The organism is Streptomyces sp. R-07 (assembly GCF_049913175.1).
GTDB lineage: Bacteria > Actinomycetota > Actinomycetes > Streptomycetales > Streptomycetaceae > Streptomyces.
On sequence record NZ_CP183978.1, the window covers coordinates 4,752,873 to 4,774,097 of the forward strand.

Consider the following 21,225-nt stretch of genomic DNA (forward strand, 5'->3'; position numbering starts at 1 on the left):
CCCGCCGGCCCCAGGACCCCCGTATCAGACCCCAAAGCCTTACAACCCTGAGAGGGATTGACGCATAGTGCTCGACGTCAACTTCTTCGACGAGCTCCGGATCGGTCTGGCCACCGCTGACGACATCCGTCAGTGGAGCCACGGCGAGGTCAAGAAGCCGGAGACCATCAACTACCGCACGCTCAAGCCCGAGAAGGACGGACTCTTCTGCGAGAAGATCTTCGGTCCGACCCGGGACTGGGAGTGCTACTGCGGCAAGTACAAGCGTGTCCGCTTCAAGGGCATCATCTGTGAGCGGTGTGGCGTCGAGGTCACCCGCGCGAAGGTGCGCCGTGAGCGGATGGGCCACATCGAGCTCGCCGCCCCGGTCACCCACATCTGGTACTTCAAGGGCGTTCCGTCGCGTCTTGGCTACCTGCTCGACCTCGCCCCGAAGGACCTCGAGAAGGTCATCTACTTCGCGGCGTACATGATCACGTACGTCGACGACGAGCGTCGTACGCGTGACCTGCCCTCGCTGGAGGCGCACGTCTCCGTCGAGCGCCAGCAGATCGAGAACCGTCGCGACTCCGACCTGGAGGCCCGCGCCAAGAAGCTCGAGAACGACCTCGGCGAGCTCGAGGCCGAGGGCGCCAAGGCCGACGTGCGCCGCAAGGTGCGCGAGGGTGCCGAGCGCGAGATGAAGCAGCTGCGCGACCGTGCGCAGCGCGAGATCGACCGTCTGGACGAGGTCTGGTCGCGCTTCAAGAACCTCAAGGTCCAGGACCTGGAGGGCGACGAGCTCCTCTACCGCGAGCTGCGTGACCGCTTCGGCACGTACTTCGACGGTTCGATGGGTGCCGCGGCGCTGCAGAAGCGCCTGGAGTCCTTCGACCTGGAGGAGGAGGCCGAGCGCCTCCGCGAGATCATCCGTACCGGCAAGGGCCAGAAGAAGACCCGTGCGCTCAAGCGCCTCAAGGTCGTCTCCGCGTTCCTGCAGACCGCGAACAGCCCCAAGGGCATGGTTCTCGACTGCGTGCCGGTCATCCCGCCGGACCTGCGTCCGATGGTGCAGCTGGACGGTGGCCGCTTCGCGACCTCCGACCTGAACGACCTGTACCGCCGCGTGATCAACCGCAACAACCGTCTGAAGCGTCTGCTCGACCTCGGTGCCCCCGAGATCATCGTGAACAACGAGAAGCGGATGCTCCAGGAGGCGGTCGACGCCCTCTTCGACAACGGCCGTCGTGGTCGCCCGGTCACGGGCCCCGGCAACCGTCCGCTGAAGTCCCTCAGCGACATGCTGAAGGGTAAGCAGGGTCGTTTCCGTCAGAACCTGCTCGGCAAGCGTGTGGACTACTCCGCGCGTTCCGTCATCGTCGTCGGTCCGCAGCTGAAGCTGCACCAGTGCGGTCTTCCCAAGGCCATGGCGCTGGAGCTCTTCAAGCCGTTCGTGATGAAGCGCCTGGTCGACCTGAACCACGCGCAGAACATCAAGAGCGCCAAGCGGATGGTCGAGCGCGGCCGCACGGTCGTGTACGACGTCCTCGAAGAGGTCATCGCCGAGCACCCGGTTCTGCTGAACCGTGCGCCCACGCTGCACCGCCTCGGCATCCAGGCCTTCGAGCCGCAGCTGGTCGAGGGCAAGGCCATCCAGATCCACCCGCTCGTCTGCACCGCGTTCAACGCGGACTTCGACGGTGACCAGATGGCCGTGCACCTGCCGCTCTCCGCGGAGGCGCAGGCCGAGGCCCGCATCCTGATGCTGTCCTCGAACAACATCCTGAAGCCGGCCGACGGCCGTCCGGTCACGATGCCGACCCAGGACATGGTCCTCGGTCTGTTCTTCCTGACCACCGACGGTGAGCTCCGTGACACCAAGGGCGAGGGCCGCGCGTTCGGCTCCACGGCCGAGGCGATCATGGCGTTCGACGCCGGCGAGCTCGCGCTCCAGTCGGAGATCGAGATCCGCTTCCCCGTCGGCACCGTCGCTCCCCGTGGCTGGGTTCCCCCGGTCGCCGAGGAGGGCGAGCCGGAGTGGCAGCAGGGCGACACGTTCCGTCTGCGGACGACCCTGGGCCGCGCGCTCTTCAACGAGCTGCTGCCCGAGGACTACCCGTTCGTCGACTACTCCGTCGGCAAGAAGCAGCTCTCCGAGATCGTCAACGACCTCGCCGAGCGCTACCCCAAGGTCATCGTGGCGGCGACGCTCGACAACCTGAAGGCGGCGGGCTTCTACTGGGCGACCCGTTCCGGTGTCACCGTGGCCATCTCCGACGTCGTCGTTCCCGAGGCGAAGAAGGAGATCGTCAAGGGCTACGAGGCGCAGGACGAGAAGGTCCAGAAGCAGTACGAGCGCGGTCTGATCACCAAGGAAGAGCGCACGCAGGAGCTCATCGCGATCTGGACCAAGGCGACCAACGAGGTCGCCGAGGCGATGAACGCGAACTTCCCGCGGACGAACCCCATCTTCATGATGGTTGACTCGGGTGCCCGAGGAAACATGATGCAGATGCGTCAGATCGCCGGTATGCGTGGTCTGGTGTCCAACGCCAAGAACGAGACGATCCCGCGTCCCATCAAGGCGTCGTTCCGTGAGGGCCTCACCGTCCTCGAGTACTTCATCTCCACGCACGGTGCCCGTAAGGGTCTCGCCGACACCGCCCTGCGTACCGCCGACTCGGGTTACCTGACCCGTCGTCTGGTGGACGTCTCGCAGGACGTGATCATCCGCGAGGAGGACTGTGGCACCGAGCGCGGTCTGAAGCTGCGGATCGCGGCCAAGGACGAGGCCGGTGTCCTGCGGAAGACGGACGACGTCGAGACCTCCGTGTACGCGCGGATGCTCGCCGAGGACGTCGTCGTCGACGGCAAGGTCATCGCGCCGGCCAACGTCGACCTGGGTGACGTGCTCATCGACGCCCTGGTCAACGCGGGCGTCGAGGAGGTCAAGACCCGCTCGGTCCTGACCTGTGAGTCCGCCGTCGGTACCTGTGCGTTCTGCTACGGCCGTTCGCTCGCCACCGGCAAGCTGGTCGACATCGGTGAGGCGGTCGGCATCATCGCCGCCCAGTCCATCGGTGAGCCCGGTACCCAGCTGACGATGCGTACCTTCCACACCGGTGGTGTGGCCGGTGACGACATCACCCAGGGTCTGCCCCGTGTCGTCGAGCTCTTCGAGGCGCGGCAGCCCAAGGGTGTCGCCCCGATCTCCGAGGCGGCCGGTCGCGTCCGCATCGAGGAGACCGAGAAGACCAAGAAGATCGTCGTCACCCCGGACGACGGCACCGACGAGACGGCGTTCCCGATCTCGAAGCGTGCCCGTCTGCTCGTGGGCGAGGGCGACCACGTCGAGGTGGGCCAGAAGCTCACCGTGGGTGCCACCAACCCGCACGACGTGCTCCGGATCCTCGGTCAGCGCGCGGTCCAGGTCCACCTGGTCGGCGAAGTCCAGAAGGTCTACAACTCGCAGGGCGTGTCGATCCACGACAAGCACATCGAGATCATCATCCGGCAGATGCTGCGCCGCGTGACGATCATCGAGTCCGGCGACGCGGAGCTCCTGCCGGGCGAGCTGGTCGAGCGGTCGAAGTTCGAGACCGAGAACCGTCGTGTGGTCACCGAGGGCGGTCACCCCGCCTCCGGCCGTCCGCAGCTGATGGGTATCACCAAGGCCTCGCTCGCCACCGAGTCGTGGCTGTCGGCGGCGTCCTTCCAGGAGACGACCCGAGTCCTGACGGATGCGGCGATCAACGCCAAGTCCGACAGCCTCATCGGCCTCAAGGAGAACGTCATCATCGGTAAGCTCATCCCGGCCGGTACGGGTCTGTCCCGCTACCGCAACATCCGGGTCGAGCCGACCGAGGAGGCCAAGGCCGCGATGTACTCGGCCGTCGGCTACGACGACATCGACTACTCGCCGTTCGGCTCGGGCTCCGGCCAGGCCGTTCCGCTGGAGGACTACGACTACGGTCCGTACAACCAGTAGGTAGCGAGAAACGCCAAGAAGGGCGGCACCCCGTGAGGGTTGCCGCCCTTCGGCGTCGTGGGCGGCCGCCGGCTAGCCGAGGAGCGCGCGGTGCACGCGCAGGAGCGCCCGGGTGCCGATGGCGAGGACGGCGGGGACGTCTTCGGCGGGGACCCGGCGGGCGAGGGCGAGGGCGTCGACCACGATGGCGTAGTCGTCCACGATCGCCCGGGGCGCGTCGGGATGGGTCGCGGCAGCGGCGTACTCGGCGGCCACCGTGCCGTACTCGATGACGGTGAGGTGGATGTCGAGGCGGACGCCCGCGTCGGGGCCGGTGGACGGGGCATGCGGGGAGATGGGTCGATTGCGGTCGTCCGTCGCCATGACGGTCCCCCTTCGTCGGTCGGTCGAGCTCCTCTGCAGTGTCCGCCCGGACGGCTCGGGGGGACAGAGCCGTGGTCCGGTCGTTCGGAGGGCTTCTCCCTGCCGGGGCCCGGCAAGGGGCGGGGCGGCGGGACCGGCCGGGCGGTGGGTCCGGGTGGACCCGCCGCCCGGGTCGGGGGGCCTCAGCGGGCCGCGAGCTCCCAGACCGCGACGAGCACACCGGCGCTCGCGGTCAGGGCGGCGATGCTGGTCAGTGGCCAGCGGGCCCGCTCCAGGTCGTCGAGGCGGGCCTCGTGGTCGGCGAGCTGTTTGTCGGTCTGGTCGCTGCGCTGGACGAGCAGCGCGAGCGAGCCGTCGACCCGGGCGAAGCCGGCCTCCAGGGTGCCGCGGAGGCGTTCCAGTTCGAGGGCGACGGCGACGGGGTCGTTCGGGTCAGGCTCGGTCATCGGCACCGCCCTGGGTGCTGCGCAGCCAGGACGGCAGCAGGTTCTGGACGAGGTCGAGGGCCATCACCCGGGCCAGACCGCCGGCGACGGCCAGGGCTCCGGCGACCCAGGGGAGGGTCGCGGGGATGCCGGAGGCGTCGACGATGGCGGGGAGCACGACGGCGATGCCGACGGCGGACTGGAGGACGGTGCGGGCCGTGCGCTTGGCGGCATCGGACATCGGGGGTCTCCTCTGGTGCGGGGGTTACTTCGTGTACGGGACCTTCAGCGCGTTCCAGGAGGCGGCGCCGGGGATGCCGTCGGCGTCGGAGCCGCGGAAGCCGAGCTTGTGCTGCCACTTCGCGTAGCTGAGCCGGTCGGCCTCGCCCCAGCGGGGGCTCGGGCCGACGGTGTACGCGGAGCAGCCCTCGGCGACGAGGCGGCGGCCCATGGCCGTGATGACCGGGGAGCTCGTCTCCTTGCGGAAGAACGAGGTGCCCGGGAAGGGCTGGAGGCGGGGGGCGGCCGGCTTGCCGGCGTCGGTGGCGGGCTTGGCGGGCGCCTTGTTCAGCCGGGCCTGGACGCGGTCGCGCATCGTCGGCATGGCGAAGCCCCGGGGGTCGTCCTTCCAGTCCGACCACTCCTTGTGGCCGATGACGGAGCGGGCGCCCCAGCCGTGGGCCCGGCAGAGGGCGGCGGAGACCCGTTCGATCGCGTCGAGCTGGGCGGGCGGCCAGGGGTCGGTGCCGTTGCCGAGGTTGACGCACTCGAAGCCGTAGAAGCGGGAGTTGCCGTCGACCGCGCCGGGGCTGCCCTGGTGGGCGCGCGGGGCGGGCGGCCGGTCGCCGTACGTCTCGCTGATCACGGCCTGGAGGACGGACGGGTCGCCGCCGCCGGCGTGGTTGGCGCGGCCGTTGCCGACGAGGTGGACGCTGCCGTCCTTGGCGATGACGCCGTGGCAGAGCGGGCCCGGCAGGCCCTCGTAGCCGTCGAAGCACATCTCGACGGAGTTGGCGGTGCCGGCGGAGACGGTGTGGTGGATGATCACGCCGGTGACCGGGCCCCAGGCGCCGACGTGGTTGCGGTTGTGGGTGCGCCAGCCGGGGTGCTCGACGACGGTGACGCCTTCGGCGCGGAGCGCGGCGACGAGCCGGTCCGCGGTGAGGGGAGTGGCCATCTGGTGTCCTCCGGACATGAGAAAGACCCGCGCCGGGGAGTCGGGCGGGCCTGCGGGCTGCGGGTGCTGCGGGTTCTTCCGTACGGGCTGTACGGGGTGCTGCGGGTCCTGCGAGTTCTACGGGTCTACCGGTTCTACGGGGTGGGTTCCGGGGCCGGCGGGGCCCATACCGCGCACAGCTGGGCGGCGGCGGACCGCCGGGTCTCGAAGTCGGCGAGCGCGGCCGTCACGGCCCGCTGGGCCGCCGTCTGGTCGGGGACGGCCGGGACGCCGTCCCGCGCGTCCACGATGACCAGGCCGGAGCCGCGCAGGGTGGCGTCCCCCGTGCCCCTCTCGGTGACCTCGGCGGTGACGTACACCGACGGGTACTGCCCGGTCACCGGGTCCCGCTGGAGGGTGTAGCCCATGCTGTTGTCGTAGACCCGTACGTTGAGGGTGTGGCCGGCCTCGGTGACGGTGGCGCGGCCCGCGTAGTCGATGGCCACGCCCCAGGGCTGGGTGGGGTCGATGTTCAAGGGGTGCTCCTCGTGGTCCTTGTGCTCTTCGGTCAGGTCTGGGCGCCGTGGATGAGGACGGGCTGGGCGTAGACCGTGCCCGCGCCGGCCAGGGCCTGGATCTCGATGTTCATCGTCTGGCCGAACCGGGTCTTCATGTCGCCGGGCAGCAGGCCGAGGTAGTCGTACGTGGTGCCCGCGGTGACCGTGGGCCCGAACTGCACGTTGTCGACGAGGACACGCACCTGGCCGGTGCCGCCGCTCGACGCCGCCGTGTTGATGGCGAGCCGCATCTTCGGCTGCCAGATGGGGTTGGAGCAGCGGGCGATGGTCGTGAAGGCGGGGGCGGTGGTGGAGGGCCACTTGGCCGGGTCGCTGGCCAGCGGCGGCATGAGCTGCAGCCAGGGCCGGGCGAGACCGCCGGTCATGATGTCGTCCGCGAAGATCTCGTGGCTGTAGCCGTCGAAGATCCGGAACAGCGGCCGGGTGATGGTGACGCTGGTGCCCGCCGGGGGCCGGAACTCGTTGACGGCGGGACGGGTGTTCACGGCCGTGGACAGGGCCTTGAGCCGGCGTTCCATCTGGTTGAGCCGGTCGATGATGTCCTCGGGCAGCTGGGGCATCAGGCCTCCTCAAGGTAGAGCTCGGCGGTGTCGGGGCGGCCGCGCTCCGGCGGAGTGATCTTGGTGCCGATGATGCGGTAGCGGGCGTCGAGGCCCTGCGCGTACCACTCGTCGGTGATCCGGATGCGGGCGACGCGGCCGAGGAGCGCCGGCGGGACGATCCCGCCGAGGTGGATGCTGATCGAGGGGATCACCACGGCGCCGCGCGCCTCCTTGAGCTCGGTGGCGGCCACCGAGTCGAGCGCGAGCGGGTCGGTGATCTCGTTGTGGTCCGAGGACAGGTCGATCAGCGGCCAGCCGTCCACGAGCAGGTCGCTGGCGTACTGCTGGGTGGAGAAGATCGGCCGGGACTCGGCCGCGGCGTTGGCGTTGGTGGACGCGCCGCGGGCCAGCGCGGTGGTGCCGCCGCGGGTGGCGTCGTACGGGAAGGAGTACGACAGGATGACGCCGGGCCGGTCGAAGACCAGGTCGGTCGCGCCGGTGACGATCTTGGGTTCGCCGAGGCGGAGCTGCCGGATCCGCCGCCCGGTGACCGGGTCGCGGTAGACCAGGATCTGGTGCTCGAAGCCGTTCTCCGTGGCGGCGAGCTGGTCGAGCGCCTCCAGGTAGACCGTCTCGTCGCCCTTCCGCCACGAGGCCGTCTTCTGGAACTTGGGGATCTCGTCGCCGAAGGTGATCCCGAGGCGGCGCGGTTCCTCGCCCTCGGGGGCGCCGGGGTAGGTCTGGAGGTCGAGCTCGCGCCACAGCCGGCGCGCGATCTCCACCTGGTCGGTGGGGACGTCGTACGTGATGTCGGTGCGGATGCGGCGGCGTCCGGCGTACGAGTCGAACGTGGCGGCCTGGATGCCGAGGGTCAGCACCCCGCGGCCGCTGGACTGCAGGGTGCTGGTCCAGACGATGCCGCCCCACCACAGGTCGCCGCCGCGCTCCAGGTAGACCGCGGTGCGGCCCTCCCGGACCTTCTTGACGCGGTCGGCGATGTCCTTGTCGGGGATGGGGATCGTGCCGGAGAGCGAGCCCGCCTTGCCGATGTAGTCGTCGAACGAGACGTCCCGCAGGGGGAGGATGTCCAGCGTCTGGTCGGTGAGCAGGTCGCAGAAGATCGCCCGGTAGGGCGTGTCGATTGCCATCGGTGGGCCCCCTTACAGGACGTAGGTGGCGGAGACGCGGATGTTCCGCCCGGCGGCGAGGGTGCCGTTGTAGGACCAGGTCCGCAGGTCGACGCGTCCGTCGGCGCGGACGTTGGCGGCGCCGTCGCCGTACCCGTCGCAGGCCGTGGCCTCGAAGTCCGTGGCCGGACGCCAGCCGGCCGGGATGGTGCACAGCTGCTCGTCGGCGATGTTGCCGGAGCTGTCGACGTTGACCTGGGCGCCGGTGCGGGTGACGGTGACGGTGATGGTGCACAGGCCGCTCTTGGTCCTGCGGCCGGAGAACGCCACCATCGACCAGTTGGTGAGGGCGACCGCACCGGTATTGGTGGTCTCGACCTCGACGGGCGGCTGGTAGACCACCCAGGCGCTGCCGTTCCAGCGCTGGAGCTGGCCGCCGTTGTAGTCCCGGTACTGGCCGCTGTAGCTGCCGGTGGTGACCGTGCCGCTGGGCGCGATGCCGCCGATCTCCTTGGGGTAGGCGACCCAGGCGGTGCCGTCCCAGCGCTGGAGGAAGTGGGCGTTGTCGTTGTCCTGGTACTGGCCCGGGTAGGCGCCGGGCACGCCGGCGTTGTTGTAGACGGGCAGGATGCCGCCGGACGAGACGATCGTGGTGCGCAGGTCGGTGGAGGCACCGCCCGCCCAGTCGATGCCGCCGGTGCCGGCGGAGGCGCCCTTCTTCACCTTCACCGTGAACAGGGGCAGGGAGCGGGCGGGGGCGGCCGGGGCGGCGGGGGCGGCCGCCGGGGTGCCCTTGACGATCTCGATGCCGGCCTCGTACTTGCCGAGGGCGTCCACGTCGTTGTCGTAGACGCGGACCACGACGAGGTCGATGCGGTCGTTGAGCGGGTCGCCGTCGGCGAAGGTGATGGTGGTGTCCGCGTCGAGGGCGACCGGGTAGGCGCCGTCGGCGATGCCGCCCTGGACGATGGCCTTGCCCTGGTAGACGGTGGCCGTCATCGGGCCGGTGGAGCTCATCCACAGGCCGCCGACCCGGTACTTGCCGTCGAAGGTGCCGGGCAGGATGCCGGACCGGACGCCGAGCGGGTTGACGGGGGTGGTGGCGCCGATGTTGGTGATGCGGGTGTGCTGGCGGGTCTGGCCGGTGGGCGTCAGCCATCCGGAGCGTACGGGCATGGGTGGACTCCTGTCGTGCGGCGGCGGGCGGGTGGCCTGGGCTCAGTGCTGCGGGGTGACCTGGAGGTACGTGTTGTTGAACCAGGTCTGCAGCGCGGTGTTGGTGCCCCGGTAGTAGGCGGTGACCGTGTACGTGGCGCCCGCCGTGAGGTTCTGGAGGCGCTGGACGGTGGCCATGGAGACGTTGCCGGGGGAGGCGGCGACCACCGCGTTCGAGTCGTTCACGTCGCTGTGGACGGTCGCGCCCGTGGTGACCTTCACGCCCATGAAGCCGACCCCGGACCCCGTGCCGACGAGCTGGATCCGCGAGCCGTAGGAGAGCAGGACCTGCCGGGAGGCCGGGGCGACGAAGGAGAGGGACACGACATCTCGGTTGGTGAGCGTGTTCACCCAGGTCGTCGAGGTGGTGTAGCTGGAGGCCAGCGAGTCGGTGAAGTACGGCCCCGGGACGGCGGGCGCCCACGCCGAGCCGTTCCAGCGCTCGATCCGGCCGCCCGCGCCGTCCCGGTACTGGCCGACGTAGCTGCCCGGCAGGGTGGACGCCGAGCTCGGCACGATGCCGCCGATCGCCTCCGGGTAGGCGACCCACTTGCCGCCGTCCCATCGCTGCAGCTGGTTGTTCGGGGCGTCCTGGTACGCGCCCGGGTGGGCGCCCGGCAGCACCGGGCCCTCGACCGGGAGGATGCCGCCGGCCGCGACGACCGGGGTGCGCAGGTCCTTCAGGGAGGTGTTCCACGGGATGCCGCCGTTGCCCGCGCTGGCGTTCGCGGGCACCGTCACCTCGTACAGCGGGAGGCTGCGCGCCGGGGTGGCCGGGGCCTTCGGGCTGGCCTCCGGCACGCCCTGGACGACCTCGATCACGGCCTCGTTGCGGGTGCCGCCGTCGTAGAGCTTGTCGTAGACCTTGAGGACGACCAGGTCGATCCGGCCGTAGGTGGCGTTGCCGGCGGTGAAGGTGACCGGCTCGGAGGCCGGCAGGGTCACCGGGTAGACGCCCTGCGAGATGTCGCCCTGGATGACGGCGCGGCCCTCGGAGACGGTCGCCGTCATCGCGGAGGCGCCGGTCATCCAGAAGCCGGAGAGCCGCCACTGGCCGCTGTAGGAGCCCGGCAGGATGCCGGAGCGCACCTGGACGGGGTTGATCATGGTGGTCGGGGTCTGGGTGAGGCGGGTGTCCTCGCGGGTCTGGCCGGTCTCGGCGACCCAGCTGCTGCGCAGGTTCATGGGGTTCTCCAATGGGGTGTACGGGGAAGGCGGTTCAGGACCGGATCCACTGGGCGGAGAGGGTCGTGTAGTAGCCGGAGCCGCCGAGGGTGCGGACCGCGGCCGTGGCGTTGTGGTAGCCCGCGAGCTGGAGCACGTTGCCGGCGGTGAGCTTGACCAGGCCGTCGCCGCCGACGCTCGTGGTGCCCGTGGACGCCGCGGCCATCCAGGTCATCCGGGCGTAGCCGACGCCGCCGACGAGGAGGCGGGCGCCGCGTATGCCGCTGGTGGAGTCGCCGTACCAGTTGATGTTGGCGCCGACCCGCCACCAGCCGGTGCGCGGGACGACGAAGCTGTCGGTGCCGTTCCAGCCGTTGAAGTCGTCGATGTCGACGTAGTTCAGGGTGATCGGCGTCCAGGCGTTCTGCGGCACGCTCTGCATCGCCGTCTGCGAGGCGCTGAACAGGATCGTCGCCTTGCCCTCGGCGTACTGCCAGGCCGAGCCGTCCCAGCGCTGGAGGACGCCGGCGTTGTCGCGGTACTGGCCGACGTAGCTGCCGGTCGTCGCCGTCCCGTTCGGGGCGATGCCGCCGAGCGCCTTCGGGTACGGGACCCAGGCAGTGCCGTCCCAGCGCTGCAACTGGCCCGAGACGTCGCGGTACTGGCCGGCGTACACGCCGTTGAAACCGCTGGTGGGCATGATCCCGCCGAGCGCCGTCATCGGATAGTGCTTGGTGGTGACGGCGCCGGAGGTCCAGGCGATGCCGCCGGTGCCGGCGGACGTGCCGGCCGGGACGGCGACCGTGTAGAGCTGGAAGGAGCTGCCGGGGCCCGAGGCCGGGATCTGGGGGGTGGCCGAGGGCGTGCCCTTGATCAGCCGGATCACGGCGTCGGTGGCGCCGCTCTTGTCGTAGGCGTCGTCGAGGACGGCCAGCTCGATGACGTCGATCCGGGCGTACTGCGGGTCGCCGTCGGCGATGGTGAACGTCTCGGGGGCGGTCACCGCGATCATGTACGCGCCCTGGGCGGTCTCGTAGCCCTGGATGACGGCCCGGCCGGTGCCGATGGTGCACTGCATCGCGGAGGAGCCGGTCAGGGCGAAGCCGCCCGGCACGATGCCGGGCCGCGAGCGCAGCGGGGGCGAGGTGGCGCTCCCGCTGCTGGGGGTGAGCAGCGCGGACAGGGCTATCCGGGTGTCCTCGCGGGTCTGCCCGTTGGTCTGGAGCCAGGCGGCCCGTACGGTCATGGGTTCACCTCTTCTGTGCGGGTCGGGAAGGGGGCGGTCCTATGCGGCGGTCACCACTCGGCGTTGCGCCAGCGGACCGTCATCAGCGCGTCGGGGGTGGCCGAGTCGGGCCGGAACGCCAGCTCCGTGCGGCCCGGTTCGAGGAGGAACAGCTCCTCGGGGCTGGAGTCGGCCATCGCGGTGTGGCGGCGGGAGGCGGTGTTGTTGAGCATCACGGTGCCGTTGGCGGTGTCGACGACGAGCTCGTCGCCGGCGGCCAGGTCGATCGCGTACCGCAGCCGGCGCTTGGAGACCCGTTCCGTGACGGTCGGCATGGAGCAGGGGCCGCTGAAGACGATCACCGGGTGCGTGGCGGCGGAACCGGTGTTCTCGGCGACGGCGTCACCGGTGGACTTGGCCTGACCCCAGTCGAGCGGCCAGGTCAGCGGCCAGGTCAGGCCCGACTCGGGCTGCGGCGGGGTGGTGGAGGCGGACTGCTCGTAGACGGTGTAGCGGCGGGGGTCGGAGGCGAGCCACTGGATCGACATCCTGGAGCTGCCCTGGGTGGCGAAACCCTGGTCCGCGGGGACCACGCGCTGGGCGATCCGGGCGCGTACGGCGAGGAGTTCGCCGTGCAGCCGGACGGTGAGCCAGCGCTCCTCGTCGAGCAGGGCGAGCGACTGGCGCAGGGCGCGGATGGCCTCCGCCGCGGCGTCGTACTCCGGCATCAGCACGATCGTGCCGCTGATCTTGCGCGGCTTGGCGTACCGGGAGCCGGGCCAGGCGCCGTGCGAGGTGGGCCGGTCGGCGTCGGAGGAGTCGAACTCGGGCAGGTCCTCCCAGCCCTGGAGACCGGACCGGTCGACGTTGAAGGGCGTGCCGGGGCCGATGAGAAGCCCGGCCCACTGGATCTGCCCGTCCTGGGTGATCAGTGAGCCGGGCGCGAGGTCGGCGGTGAGGCTGTTTCCGGCGTATGTGGTTGTGGTCTCGGCCATGGGGGCCGTCACCTCACTTCTGAGGGGCTGTCGGGTGAGAAGGGCTTCAGCGGTGGGCGCCGACGAGGAAGAGCAGGTCCTCGGCGGTCGACCGCGGGCCGGCGCCCGGATCCTCGTGGAACTCCGCGATGCGGTGGGGCTGCCGGGGAGTCTCGGTGAGGGCCGGGACGCGCCGGCTCTCGAGCACGGTGAGCGGGTCGATGCGCGGCGCGCTGTCGGCGCCGGGGAAGACGACACCGCCCTCGGCGAGCATCGGGATCTTCGGGATGTCGATGCCGAAGTGCTTGCCCAGGAAGTCGAAGCTCAGCTTGTCGAGCCCGTCGATGATCCAGTTGGCGAAGGCGATGAGGCCGTTGATCGGGCCCTTGACGACGCCGATCACCGCGGTCAGCGCGCCCTTGATGAGCTCGCCCATGCCGTGCAGGGCGTTGCCCACGGCCTCCTTGGCGTGGCTGAAGAAGCCGGGGATCTTGTCGGTGAAGAGGGACAGGAGCGGATGGAGGACGTTCTTGATCGCCCCGATGCTGCTGGAGGCGATGCCGCGCAGGGCGTTGACGGCGGAGGTGACGATGGACCGGACGTGGGAGAAGCCGTTGACGGCGTCCCCGATGATCTTCAGCGCCGTGGTGAAGACGGTCAGGTACGCCTTGAAGTAGTTCATGACCAGCGTGCCGATGAGCTTGAGGACCGGCTGGAGGAACGTGAAGACGGCCTGGAAGCCCTTGAGGGCCTGCTGCATGACCTGCTTGATGATTCGCTGCCCGGTCTCGGTGTTCACCGCGTACTCGATGAGCCAGGCGGCGACCGGGAGGAGGATGCCGGCGATGAAGCCCAGCGGGCTGCTCTTCATGGCCAGGTTGACGCCGGTCATGGCGACGGAGGCGATCTCCATCACCGTGCCGTAGGTGTCCATCAGCTTGGTGACGGTGTCGACGAAGGGCAGCAGCGGGATCAGCATCTCCAGGAGCATGCCGAGGGCCGGGCCGCCGAACATCCCGGCGACGGTTCCCGCCTTGCCCGCCGCGGTGCCCAGCTTCTTGAACCCGTTCGCCGCCTTGGACTGCTGGATCCGGCGGACGGTGCCGGCCGCGCCTGACGCGCTGGTTCTGAGGGAGCGCACGGTGTTGCCGGCCGTACGGAGCCCTGCGGCGAACCTGTCCATGCTGCCGGACGCCCGCTGTGCGTCGTCCTTGATCCGCTTCAGCGCGCCGGCCGCGTCCCCGAGGCCCCGCCGCAGACTGCTCAGGACCGGTTGGGCGCCCTGGAACGGGTTGCGGAAAGCGGCGGCGGCACTCATCCGCGTGCCTTCGCCAGGTACATCAGCGCGTCCGCCGTGGACTGCGGGTCGCTGTTACGGGCCGCGTGGTAGTGCTCGATGTGCAGCCCGGCACCACCGCCGCCGCCCTGAAGCTGCGCCGTCATGCGGGCGCGGCGGGCGGTGAGGGCGAGCAGCCGGTCCAGCTTGGAGAGCGGGAGGACGGCCTCGGCCTCGCCGGCCTCGGCGATGATCGCCGGGACACCGCCGGTGCGGGGCATGACGACACCACCGGTGGCGAGCATCGGGATGGTCGGGATGTGCACGCCGAAGGTCTTGCCGCCGACGAGCGGCACCCAGCCGGGGACGCTGACATGGACCCCGTTGACCGCGTTGATCATGCGGTTGATCAGGCCGATGACGGCGTTGATCGGGCCGGAGACGGCGCTCTTGATGCCGTCGAACGCCCGGGACGCGATGCCGCTGAGGGCGCCCCAGATGGACGACATCTTGTCCTTCACGGCCTGGAAGGCGTGCGGGATCGTCTCCTTGATCCAGTTGACCACCGGGGTGATCACGGCCTTGATGCCGCTCCAGACGGCGCCGATGACGGCCTTGATGGCCTTCATCACCGTGGTGATGATCGTCTTCCAGATGTTGACGTAGGTCTTGATGACGGTGGCGACGGCCTTGACGACGACGGTGATGGCCTTCTTGATGCCGTCCCAGACCTTCTTGATCAGGGCGCCGGCCTGCTTCATGATCGGGCCGACGGCCTTCATGACGGCGCTGATCACGACCTTGATCGCGTCGAACGCCTTCTTGATGACCTTCTGCATCGTCTTCGACTGCATCGCCATCTCGACGACTTTTTCGATGAGCGGCATGAAGAGCTCGACGAGCCGGGCGAGCAGGTTGCCCTTCATCGACTTGTTGAGCTTGTCCTGACCCTTGGACGCCTTGCCGGCGCCGGACTCGTACTTGCCGAGCTTGGTCCCGGCGGTCTCGCCGGTCTTGCCGGCCTTGGTCATCGCCTTCTCGGCGTTGTCCGAGGCGGTCTTCAGGTTCTTGAGCTGGCCGTTCGAAGCGTCTGCGCTGCTCTTGAGGTTCTTCAGCTGGCCGGACGCGCCGTTGCCGGCGTCCCCGACCTTCTTGATGTCGCCGGCGGCGCCGGTGGCCTGCGTCTTGAGGTTGCGCAGGGAGTCGGACGCCTTCTTCATGGAGCTGGTGAGAGACATGGGTTACCTCCTTTCGAGGGGTAGGGGGTCAGGCCATGGCCTGGGCGGCCTCCTGGGCCTTGAGCTTGAGGTTGTTGAAGGCCTGGGCCACGTCCCGGCCCGCGTCGGCGAGCCGCTCGGCGGACCTGGCCGCCGACGACAGGCTGCCGGCCTTGGGTAGCTTCTTCGGGTCGAAGTGCCGCTGGGCGCTCGCGAGTTTGCCGGTCGCCGTGGCGACTTCCCTGATCTTGGCGGGGTCGGCGGCTGCCATGGCCGCGTTCAGCTTGTCGAGCTTGCGGGGGTCCGGCACCTTCTTGGGGTCGTGGTGCTTCACGGCGCCGGTGAGCTTGCCGAGGGCCTTGGCGAGTGCGGTGATCTTGTCGGTGTCGAGGCCGGTCATGGCGTTCTTGATCTTGTCGACGGCGTCCGCCGCCTTGGTGACGGCGCTCGCCTTCGGCAGCTTGTGGAACTCCGTGGTGAACTTGGGTGCCTCGTCGTTGAACTTCTCCAGGTGCGGGTTCAGCTGCTGGAGCTGGGTTCGCAGGTTGTCGAAGTTCGCGGTCGCCGGGATGTCGGCGAGGCTGGTGCCGCCGTTGAAGACGCGGCGTTCGCGCTGCTCGACGGCCTGGCGGTTCTGGAGACTCCATCCGCCGTTCTCGTTGACGGCGGGGATCCGGCCGAGGAACCTCTCCGAGATGTTCCGGACGATGTCGGTCGACCGTGCCGCCAGCAGGAGGCCGAGCGCGGGGATGGCGAGGCCGACGAAGGCCGACGCGAAGTACGGCCAGATGGTCCCGAAGTTCTTCCCCTCGTAGATCTTCTCGACGCCGGCGGCGACACCGTCGAGTCCGGCGGCTTCGAGCCACTCCGTCAGGGGGGCCTTCGTGGCCTCCTCGTGGATGTCGCCGATCTGCTTGACCCACGGCGCCGCGGCTTCCTCCGTGAGGATCTTGGGGGAGTCGCCTATGAGGGACTGCTTGAGCTGGGAGACGAGCGCCGTCTTGTCGTCGAGCTTCTTGTCGTCCTTCTCATTGGGAACCTTGTACCCGTGGGTGACGGTGCCCTCGAGCAGCGCGTTCCTGAGCGCGAAGATTTCGTTGGAGAGGTCGTCGATCGTTCTTGGCATGGTTGCTCCGCTTCCGGCCGGTGACGGCCAAGCGCCGAAAAGCCCCTGCCGGCGTAGGGCTTCGACAGGGGCTCGTGCGTGGGGCGGGCGGTTCGGGCGGCTAGGCGTCGTCCCGGCGGGAGCTGCGCCGCACCGAGTCGAGGGCGTCGTTCCAGCCCGCCGTGTACGCGAGCGTCTCGTAGCGGCTGACCTCGGCGTACAGCGTGCCGAGCAACGCTCTCTTGTCGAGGGCGACGGGTCCGTCGAGGAGCTGGCGGAGGCGGTCCTGGAGCGGGATGTGCGGTCGCGATGCCTCGGCCTGCTGAGTCATGGACGCCTGCCTTCCGGTTGCTTGCCCGTGCGTGCGTGGCGGCGCCGCGGAGTGAGGAGCGGGGGCACCACGTGTTCGAACTGCTGTGCGAACAGAGTGTGGAACAACTGTTCGATGTTTGTCGAGCGGGAAACGCCTGACGGTGTGTCTTCCTGCGGGCTTTCCCTGGGGTTTGGACCTCGAACAGAGCTTGTGTTCGACCGGGGTACTCTGGAAGACGCGTTCCCTGGACCTGACTCATTCGGGGAGCCGGGGGGCGCGAGGGGCGCGTGGGGACCCCAGGGGGTCGGAAGGCAGTGCTGCGCATGGACACGGAGCCGGGCGGTAACCGGCGCGAGCAGGTCGTCGACTGGCTCGAATCCCACCCTGATCTGCCCCATCTCTTCGCGCGCCTCGCCGAACTCGTCCACGTTGCCGGGTACGCCCCGGAGGACCTCGTCGTGCTGCCCCGCGCCGAGGTGGACCGCCGTGAGGCCGCCGCGTTCACCGCCGGCTGGGCCGAGGCCGTCTCCGACGAACTTCCGCGCATCCGCAGGGAGTACGAGAAGCGCGTGGCCGACGCCTACGCGCAGGGTCAGGGTGACGCGCGTGGAATACGGCGCCCGCAGCGGCGCACGGACGCCGCCCACCCGGACGGGGCCCGCGTCATCGCGCTGCCCTTCGCCCGGCTCATGGAACCCCCGGCCGCGGTGGTCAAGGCCGAGGAGCGCGTCCGCCGGGAGCGCGAGCTGTTCGAACAGCGCCCGGAGCAGGAGTACGAGCCGGAGCCCGCGCCCACGCCGGTGCCCGTCCCCACGCCTGGGACCGGGCCGGTGTCCGTGCCCGCGCCTGTGTCCGGGCCCAAGCCGGTGCCCGTGTCCGTGTACGAACCCGAGCCGGAGCACGCGTCCGGACCCGAACCCGCGCTCGACCCGGAACCCGGGGCGGAGCCCGAGCCGGACGGTCGGGCGACCGCTCAGGAGGGCCGCCCCCGCAGGAACGCCCAGCCGGTGCGGAAGGTCGTCCGCGGCAAGGGCGGCCGCCCGATCGTGCCGCCGCTCAGCGGCGTGCCCGGCCAGGCGGGGGGGACCCCGGAGCGGCGCGGCCGCCGGCTCTCCGAACGCGCCAGGTCCCTTGAGGAGGACCTGTCCGAGCGAGCACGGGAAGCGCCCCCGGAGCCCGCTTCCTGACGGGAGCGGGCGCCGGGGGCCATGGGGGAGGAGGCTTCTTCGGCGGACGTGGCGTCAGCCGAAGAAGCGGGCGAGGGCCGAGGGGGAGACGGCCGGACCGGCACCCTCCTCCGTCGGTTCCCCGCCCCGCTCGTCGTCGTCCTCGTCCGTGACACCGGGACGGGGAACGGGCTTCGGCGGATCGGGGGTCTCGTCGTCCTCACCCGTGTTGACGCACTGGAACATCCAGTTGGCGGCGGCCAGATGGTCCACGGCCGCGGCGAGGAGATGGTCGGAGAGCGACCACTCCGCCGCCTCGCCGTGGAGCTCGCGCTGCACCGCGCTGTCCGACGGCAGGTTCTTGACCAGGACCATCAGGCGCCGGGTGGAGAGCTCGCCCCGGTACCAGTCGAGGAGATCGGTGGCGTAGTAGCGGAGCAGGTCCGCTTCGAGGGCCTCGGCGTGTTCGTCGACGAACTCGACGAGGCTCAGTCTTCCCCCAGGCCGAGCCCGGTCTCCTTGCCGTAGGCCTCCAGGATGGCGGCGATGTCCTGCATCGTGAGGTCGTGCTCCTCGAAGCGGACGTACTGCTCCTCACCCATCAGGAGTTCGAGCAGGCCGTCCACGTCGTTGTCGTCGAGCTTCCGCAGCGCCTTCGCGGTCTTGCGGGAGAGCTCGGTGGGAAGCGTGTAGGACTCGCCGTCCAGCTCGAAGGACCAGGTGCGGCCGTGGGCCTCCAGGCGCTGGGCGCGGGCGGCGTTGACGTCGAAACGGGCCATGGTGATGCGTACTCCTTGTTCGAGTGAGTGAAGAGGAGAGGGGCGGGGCGGGACGGCGGTGTGCCGTCCCGCCCCGGGTGGAGAAGGATCAGACGGTCGCGGAGTACTGGCTGTCCTTCATGAGGAAGGTCGCCAGCGGCTTGCCGTCGCCCTTCGACATGGCGGTGAAGGTGACGCCCAGCTGGGACGCCGCCTTGCGGGCCAGCTTGATGTCGTCGGTGGCGGTGACCTGACCGCGCGGGATGATGAAGCGGTACTTCACCGCGGTCGTGCCACCGGCCTTGACGTCGGTGAACTCCAGGCCGAGGGCACGCACGTCCGCGAACGGACGCTCGGCGATCTCGTAGCGGTACGTGTCGACCGCCGGGGTCGGCTCCGCCTTCACGGCGTCGCCGCCCATGAAGAACGGCATCGTGTCCTCGTTGAACTGGAGCATCGAGAACTTCAGCGACAGGTCACGGCTCGAGTAGATGTAGTGGACCGGGGAGACCGACTGCCACGAGTCGATGGCCTCCAGCTTGTCCTTCTTCGAGAACGTGACGCCGTCGCCGGAGGTGAAGCCGAGGTCCTTCCAGCCCGCGCCGGACCAGTCGGCGGCGGAGTCCGTGCCGAAGGTGGCCGGGAGGGAGGTGCCGGCGTCGGCGACGTAGAGCTTGCCGATGCCTGCGACGCGGATCTCGGCGGAGTTGTTTCCTGCCATGGTGGGTCTTCTCCTTGGGTGATGAGGGCTGCCGGTCGCCGGAATCCGGTTCCGGGTACGGCAAAGGCCCCGCCGGACGGCGAGGCCTGGTCTGTGGGTCGCTGGGTGTCTAGAAGACGTTCAGCGAGAGCTGGATGACGCAGAGGTAGCGGTTGGCGCCCCGGTAGAGGTAGTCGGGCATCCAGCGGGGCCCGTCCTGCTCCTCGACGTCGCTGACGAAGTTGGCGCCGAGCTGCTTGCCGATGGTGGCGAGCAGCGCCTTGCGGGCGGCGTTGGCGAGGACGTGGGCCGCGGTCTTGGTCGGCCCGTACACCTCGAACTCGATCAGCGGCTTGTCGACGTGCAGGTCGCCGATCCAGGCGCCGCCGCGGCGGTTGACCAGGACGGCGTTCTGCGTGCCGTCGAAGCCGGCCGGCGCCTGGGCGGCGACCGTGACGCCGGCCAGTGCCGGGTCGGCCTTGAGGACGTCGACGACCAGCTTCTCGACGTCCGGGAACGCACTCGGGGGAGTGGTCATGACGGTTCTCCTCGGGAGAAGGGGAGCGGGACGGGCGGTGCGGGGGCCGTCCCGGCGGGCGGGAGGCCCGTGCGGCCGTCCGGGGCGCTCGACGCGGTGCGGGGGGGCGGGGGCGCGGAGCGCTCCCGGACGGCGAACGGCGGAGGCTGCGGCCCGTCTCGCGGGCGCAGCTCCGCCGCTGCACCAACTGTGACAGAGAGCGTGCGCGCACGCAACTAGTTCGTGATCCGATCTGGCTCGGTGCGGCCGCGCCCTTGCGCAGGACGGCACGGGACCCGCGGCGAACCGGTGCCGGATCAGCGCCGCACCGGCGCCGGGCCGCGTCCTGGTCCCCCGCCCGGTCCCGCCGCGCGTCCGGTGCGGCCGGGTTCCGCTCGGCCCCGTCGACGCCTCGCCGCGCGTCCGGTGCGGCCGGGTTCCGCTCGGCCCCGTCGACGCCTCGCCGCGCGTCCGGTGCGGCCGGGTTCTGCTCGGCCCTGTCGACGCCTCGCCACGCGTCCCCGATACGTTGGTCCGCCCCCGCCCGAACGAGGAGTCGCCCGTGTCCGCCCGCCCCCGCCTGCTCTACGTCACCGACCTCGCCTACCCGGCCCGGGGCCGCCGCTACTGCGACGAGGACATCCACCTCACCGCCCGGCTGCGCGACGCCTTCGACCTGGCGCTCTGTCACCCGCTCGACGCCGCCGCCCTCATGGACGCCTTCGACGCCGTCGTCGTCCGCAACAGCGGCCCCGTCCTCGCGTACCAGAAGGAGTACGAGGCCTTCCGCGAGCGGGCCCGCGCCCTCGGCACCCGCGTCTACAACCCCCTCCACGGCCGCGGCGACATGGCGGGCAAGCAGTACCTCCTCGACCTCACCGCCGCCGGACTCCCCGTCATCCCCACCGCCGACCGGCCCGAGGACCTCCACCGCCTGCCGGAGGCCGAGCGGTACGCGGTCAAGCCCAAGGCCGGGGCCGACTCCATAGGCCTGCGCTTCCTTCCGTACGAGGACCTCGCCGGCCTCACCTACGGCGAGATCCTCGTCCAGCCGCGCGTCGACTTCCGGTACGAGGTCTCCTTCTACTTCGTCGACGACCTCTTCCAGTACGCCCTGTACGCCCCCGACCCCGAGCGCCGCTGGGTCCTGGAGCCGTACGAACCGACCGCCGCCGACCTCGACTTCGCGCGCCTCTTCATCGACTGGAACACCCTCGACCACGGCATCCAGCGCGTCGACGCCTGCCGCGCCCCCGACGGCGGGCTGCTCCTCGTCGAGCTGGAGGACCTCAACCCGTACCTCTCCCTCGACCGCCTCCCCGAGGAGACCCGCGACCGCTTCGCCGACGTCCTCACCGACTCCCTCCGCCGCTTCCTGGCGGCATGACGAAGCGCCCCGCGTCCGGAAGGGACGCGGGGCGCTTCGTCGTACGGGGC

Annotated in this window: 22 protein-coding genes; 3 read left to right on the forward strand and 19 right to left on the reverse strand. The window is 70.3% G+C overall.

The genetic code is table 11. From position 1 onward, the window contains the following. Positions 1 to 67 precede the first annotated feature (67 nt). The gene (locus ACN9M0_RS21795; protein ID WP_366036453.1) at positions 68 to 3,967 is read left to right on the forward strand and encodes a DNA-directed RNA polymerase subunit beta'; all 3,900 of its coding nucleotides are present in this window, start codon (positions 68 to 70) and stop codon (positions 3,965 to 3,967) included. Positions 3,968 to 4,039: 72 nt separating this feature from the next. Here the strand turns inward: ACN9M0_RS21795 and ACN9M0_RS21800 are convergent, their stop codons facing one another. The 15 genes from ACN9M0_RS21800 to ACN9M0_RS21870 all read right to left on the reverse strand — a co-directional run bounded on the left by ACN9M0_RS21800 (position 4,040) and on the right by ACN9M0_RS21870 (position 16,665). Continuing rightward, the gene (locus ACN9M0_RS21800) at positions 4,040 to 4,330 is read right to left on the reverse strand and encodes a hypothetical protein (RefSeq protein ID WP_366036452.1); all 291 of its coding nucleotides are present in this window, start codon (positions 4,328 to 4,330) and stop codon (positions 4,040 to 4,042) included. A gap of 182 nt (positions 4,331 to 4,512) precedes the next feature. Beyond that, on the reverse strand, positions 4,513 to 4,776 hold the full coding sequence (locus ACN9M0_RS21805; protein ID WP_366036451.1) for a hypothetical protein: 264 nt from the start codon (positions 4,774 to 4,776) through the stop codon (positions 4,513 to 4,515). After that, positions 4,763 to 4,996 carry a hypothetical protein gene (locus ACN9M0_RS21810; RefSeq protein ID WP_366036450.1) on the reverse strand — a complete coding sequence of 78 codons (234 nt, stop codon included), beginning with the start codon at positions 4,994 to 4,996 and terminating at the stop codon, positions 4,763 to 4,765. The genes ACN9M0_RS21805 and ACN9M0_RS21810 overlap by 14 nt, the downstream gene beginning before the upstream one ends. Positions 4,997 to 5,020: 24 nt before the next feature. After that, positions 5,021 to 5,932 carry a peptidoglycan-binding protein gene (locus tag ACN9M0_RS21815; RefSeq protein WP_366036449.1) on the reverse strand — a complete coding sequence of 304 codons (912 nt, stop codon included), beginning with the start codon at positions 5,930 to 5,932 and terminating at the stop codon, positions 5,021 to 5,023. Between the two features lie 134 nt (positions 5,933 to 6,066). Then, positions 6,067 to 6,447, reverse strand: coding sequence for an ATP-binding protein (locus ACN9M0_RS21820; protein WP_366036448.1), 381 nt, complete (start codon positions 6,445 to 6,447; stop codon positions 6,067 to 6,069). A 32-nt stretch (positions 6,448 to 6,479) separates the two neighbouring features. Further along, entirely contained in the window at positions 6,480 to 7,049 is a 570-nt protein-coding gene (locus ACN9M0_RS21825; RefSeq protein ID WP_366036447.1) for a hypothetical protein, read from the reverse strand. Further along, entirely contained in the window at positions 7,049 to 8,179 is a 1,131-nt protein-coding gene (locus ACN9M0_RS21830) for a hypothetical protein (protein WP_366036446.1), read from the reverse strand. The genes ACN9M0_RS21825 and ACN9M0_RS21830 overlap by 1 nt, the downstream gene beginning before the upstream one ends. A gap of 12 nt (positions 8,180 to 8,191) precedes the next feature. Next, the gene (locus ACN9M0_RS21835; RefSeq protein WP_366036445.1) at positions 8,192 to 9,334 is read right to left on the reverse strand and encodes a hypothetical protein; all 1,143 of its coding nucleotides are present in this window, start codon (positions 9,332 to 9,334) and stop codon (positions 8,192 to 8,194) included. A gap of 42 nt (positions 9,335 to 9,376) precedes the next feature. Beyond that, positions 9,377 to 10,558, reverse strand: a complete 1,182-nt coding sequence (locus ACN9M0_RS21840) for a hypothetical protein (RefSeq protein WP_366036444.1) — start codon at positions 10,556 to 10,558, stop codon at positions 9,377 to 9,379. A gap of 34 nt (positions 10,559 to 10,592) precedes the next feature. After that, on the reverse strand, positions 10,593 to 11,783 hold the full coding sequence (locus ACN9M0_RS21845) for a hypothetical protein (RefSeq protein WP_426404078.1): 1,191 nt from the start codon (positions 11,781 to 11,783) through the stop codon (positions 10,593 to 10,595). 50 nt (positions 11,784 to 11,833) lie between these two features. After that, positions 11,834 to 12,757 (reverse strand): phage distal tail protein, encoded by a 924-nt coding sequence (locus tag ACN9M0_RS21850; RefSeq protein WP_366036442.1) that lies wholly within the window; start codon positions 12,755 to 12,757, stop codon positions 11,834 to 11,836. Between the two features lie 46 nt (positions 12,758 to 12,803). After that, positions 12,804 to 14,054: a tape-measure protein gene (locus ACN9M0_RS21855; RefSeq protein ID WP_399695838.1), complete on the reverse strand. Its 1,251-nt coding sequence runs from the start codon at positions 14,052 to 14,054 to the stop codon at positions 12,804 to 12,806. Beyond that, positions 14,051 to 15,250 (reverse strand): phage tail protein, encoded by a 1,200-nt coding sequence (locus tag ACN9M0_RS21860; RefSeq protein ID WP_399695839.1) that lies wholly within the window; start codon positions 15,248 to 15,250, stop codon positions 14,051 to 14,053. Before ACN9M0_RS21860 ends, ACN9M0_RS21855 begins: the two co-directional genes overlap by 4 nt. Before the next feature lie 28 nt (positions 15,251 to 15,278). Further along, positions 15,279 to 16,355: a hypothetical protein gene (locus tag ACN9M0_RS21865; RefSeq protein ID WP_366036439.1), complete on the reverse strand. Its 1,077-nt coding sequence runs from the start codon at positions 16,353 to 16,355 to the stop codon at positions 15,279 to 15,281. A 100-nt stretch (positions 16,356 to 16,455) separates the two neighbouring features. After that, on the reverse strand, positions 16,456 to 16,665 hold the full coding sequence (locus ACN9M0_RS21870) for a hypothetical protein (protein WP_366036438.1): 210 nt from the start codon (positions 16,663 to 16,665) through the stop codon (positions 16,456 to 16,458). Positions 16,666 to 16,970: 305 nt separating this feature from the next. Between ACN9M0_RS21870 and ACN9M0_RS21875 the strand changes: the two genes are divergently transcribed. Then, entirely contained in the window at positions 16,971 to 17,834 is an 864-nt protein-coding gene (locus ACN9M0_RS21875; protein WP_366036437.1) for a hypothetical protein, read from the forward strand. Between the two features lie 54 nt (positions 17,835 to 17,888). Here ACN9M0_RS21875 and ACN9M0_RS21880 read toward each other — a convergent pair whose 3' ends face one another. From ACN9M0_RS21880 to ACN9M0_RS21895, 4 genes are all read right to left on the reverse strand, one after another. Next, positions 17,889 to 18,188 (reverse strand): hypothetical protein, encoded by a 300-nt coding sequence (locus ACN9M0_RS21880; RefSeq protein WP_366036436.1) that lies wholly within the window; start codon positions 18,186 to 18,188, stop codon positions 17,889 to 17,891. Between the two features lie 113 nt (positions 18,189 to 18,301). Continuing rightward, entirely contained in the window at positions 18,302 to 18,592 is a 291-nt protein-coding gene (locus tag ACN9M0_RS21885) for a hypothetical protein (RefSeq protein ID WP_030687847.1), read from the reverse strand. Positions 18,593 to 18,680: 88 nt separating this feature from the next. Next, entirely contained in the window at positions 18,681 to 19,292 is a 612-nt protein-coding gene (locus ACN9M0_RS21890) for a phage tail protein (protein WP_366036435.1), read from the reverse strand. Between the two features lie 109 nt (positions 19,293 to 19,401). Continuing rightward, entirely contained in the window at positions 19,402 to 19,809 is a 408-nt protein-coding gene (locus tag ACN9M0_RS21895) for a hypothetical protein (RefSeq protein WP_030687843.1), read from the reverse strand. Between the two features lie 541 nt (positions 19,810 to 20,350). Here ACN9M0_RS21895 and ACN9M0_RS21900 point away from each other — a divergent pair. Then, a complete protein-coding gene (locus ACN9M0_RS21900; RefSeq protein ID WP_399695840.1) occupies positions 20,351 to 21,175 on the forward strand; it encodes a hypothetical protein in 825 nt (274 codons plus the stop codon). The last annotated feature ends 50 nt before the right edge of the window (positions 21,176 to 21,225 follow it).

Coding starts and splice junctions, on each gene's coding strand:
- ACN9M0_RS21850 (WP_366036442.1), bottom strand. CDS start 12,757: ATGGCCGAGACCACAACCACATACGCCGGAAACAGCCTCACCGCCGAC.
- ACN9M0_RS21865 (WP_366036439.1), bottom strand. CDS start 16,355: ATGCCAAGAACGATCGACGACCTCTCCAACGAAATCTTCGCGCTCAGG.
- ACN9M0_RS21845 (WP_426404078.1), bottom strand. CDS start 11,783: ATGACCGTACGGGCCGCCTGGCTCCAGACCAACGGGCAGACCCGCGAG.
- ACN9M0_RS21885 (WP_030687847.1), bottom strand. CDS start 18,592: ATGGCCCGTTTCGACGTCAACGCCGCCCGCGCCCAGCGCCTGGAGGCC.
- ACN9M0_RS21855 (WP_399695838.1), bottom strand. CDS start 14,054: ATGAGTGCCGCCGCCGCTTTCCGCAACCCGTTCCAGGGCGCCCAACCG.
- ACN9M0_RS21800 (WP_366036452.1), bottom strand. CDS start 4,330: ATGGCGACGGACGACCGCAATCGACCCATCTCCCCGCATGCCCCGTCC.
- ACN9M0_RS21830 (WP_366036446.1), bottom strand. CDS start 8,179: ATGGCAATCGACACGCCCTACCGGGCGATCTTCTGCGACCTGCTCACC.
- ACN9M0_RS21875 (WP_366036437.1), top strand. CDS start 16,971: ATGGACACGGAGCCGGGCGGTAACCGGCGCGAGCAGGTCGTCGACTGG.
- ACN9M0_RS21870 (WP_366036438.1), bottom strand. CDS start 16,665: ATGACTCAGCAGGCCGAGGCATCGCGACCGCACATCCCGCTCCAGGAC.
- ACN9M0_RS21880 (WP_366036436.1), bottom strand. CDS start 18,188: ATGGTCCTGGTCAAGAACCTGCCGTCGGACAGCGCGGTGCAGCGCGAG.
- ACN9M0_RS21835 (WP_366036445.1), bottom strand. CDS start 9,334: ATGCCCGTACGCTCCGGATGGCTGACGCCCACCGGCCAGACCCGCCAG.
- ACN9M0_RS21825 (WP_366036447.1), bottom strand. CDS start 7,049: ATGCCCCAGCTGCCCGAGGACATCATCGACCGGCTCAACCAGATGGAA.
- ACN9M0_RS21860 (WP_399695839.1), bottom strand. CDS start 15,250: ATGTCTCTCACCAGCTCCATGAAGAAGGCGTCCGACTCCCTGCGCAAC.
- ACN9M0_RS21840 (WP_366036444.1), bottom strand. CDS start 10,558: ATGAACCTGCGCAGCAGCTGGGTCGCCGAGACCGGCCAGACCCGCGAG.
- ACN9M0_RS21810 (WP_366036450.1), bottom strand. CDS start 4,996: ATGTCCGATGCCGCCAAGCGCACGGCCCGCACCGTCCTCCAGTCCGCC.
- ACN9M0_RS21895 (WP_030687843.1), bottom strand. CDS start 19,809: ATGACCACTCCCCCGAGTGCGTTCCCGGACGTCGAGAAGCTGGTCGTC.
- ACN9M0_RS21815 (WP_366036449.1), bottom strand. CDS start 5,932: ATGGCCACTCCCCTCACCGCGGACCGGCTCGTCGCCGCGCTCCGCGCC.
- ACN9M0_RS21890 (WP_366036435.1), bottom strand. CDS start 19,292: ATGGCAGGAAACAACTCCGCCGAGATCCGCGTCGCAGGCATCGGCAAG.
- ACN9M0_RS21805 (WP_366036451.1), bottom strand. CDS start 4,776: ATGACCGAGCCTGACCCGAACGACCCCGTCGCCGTCGCCCTCGAACTG.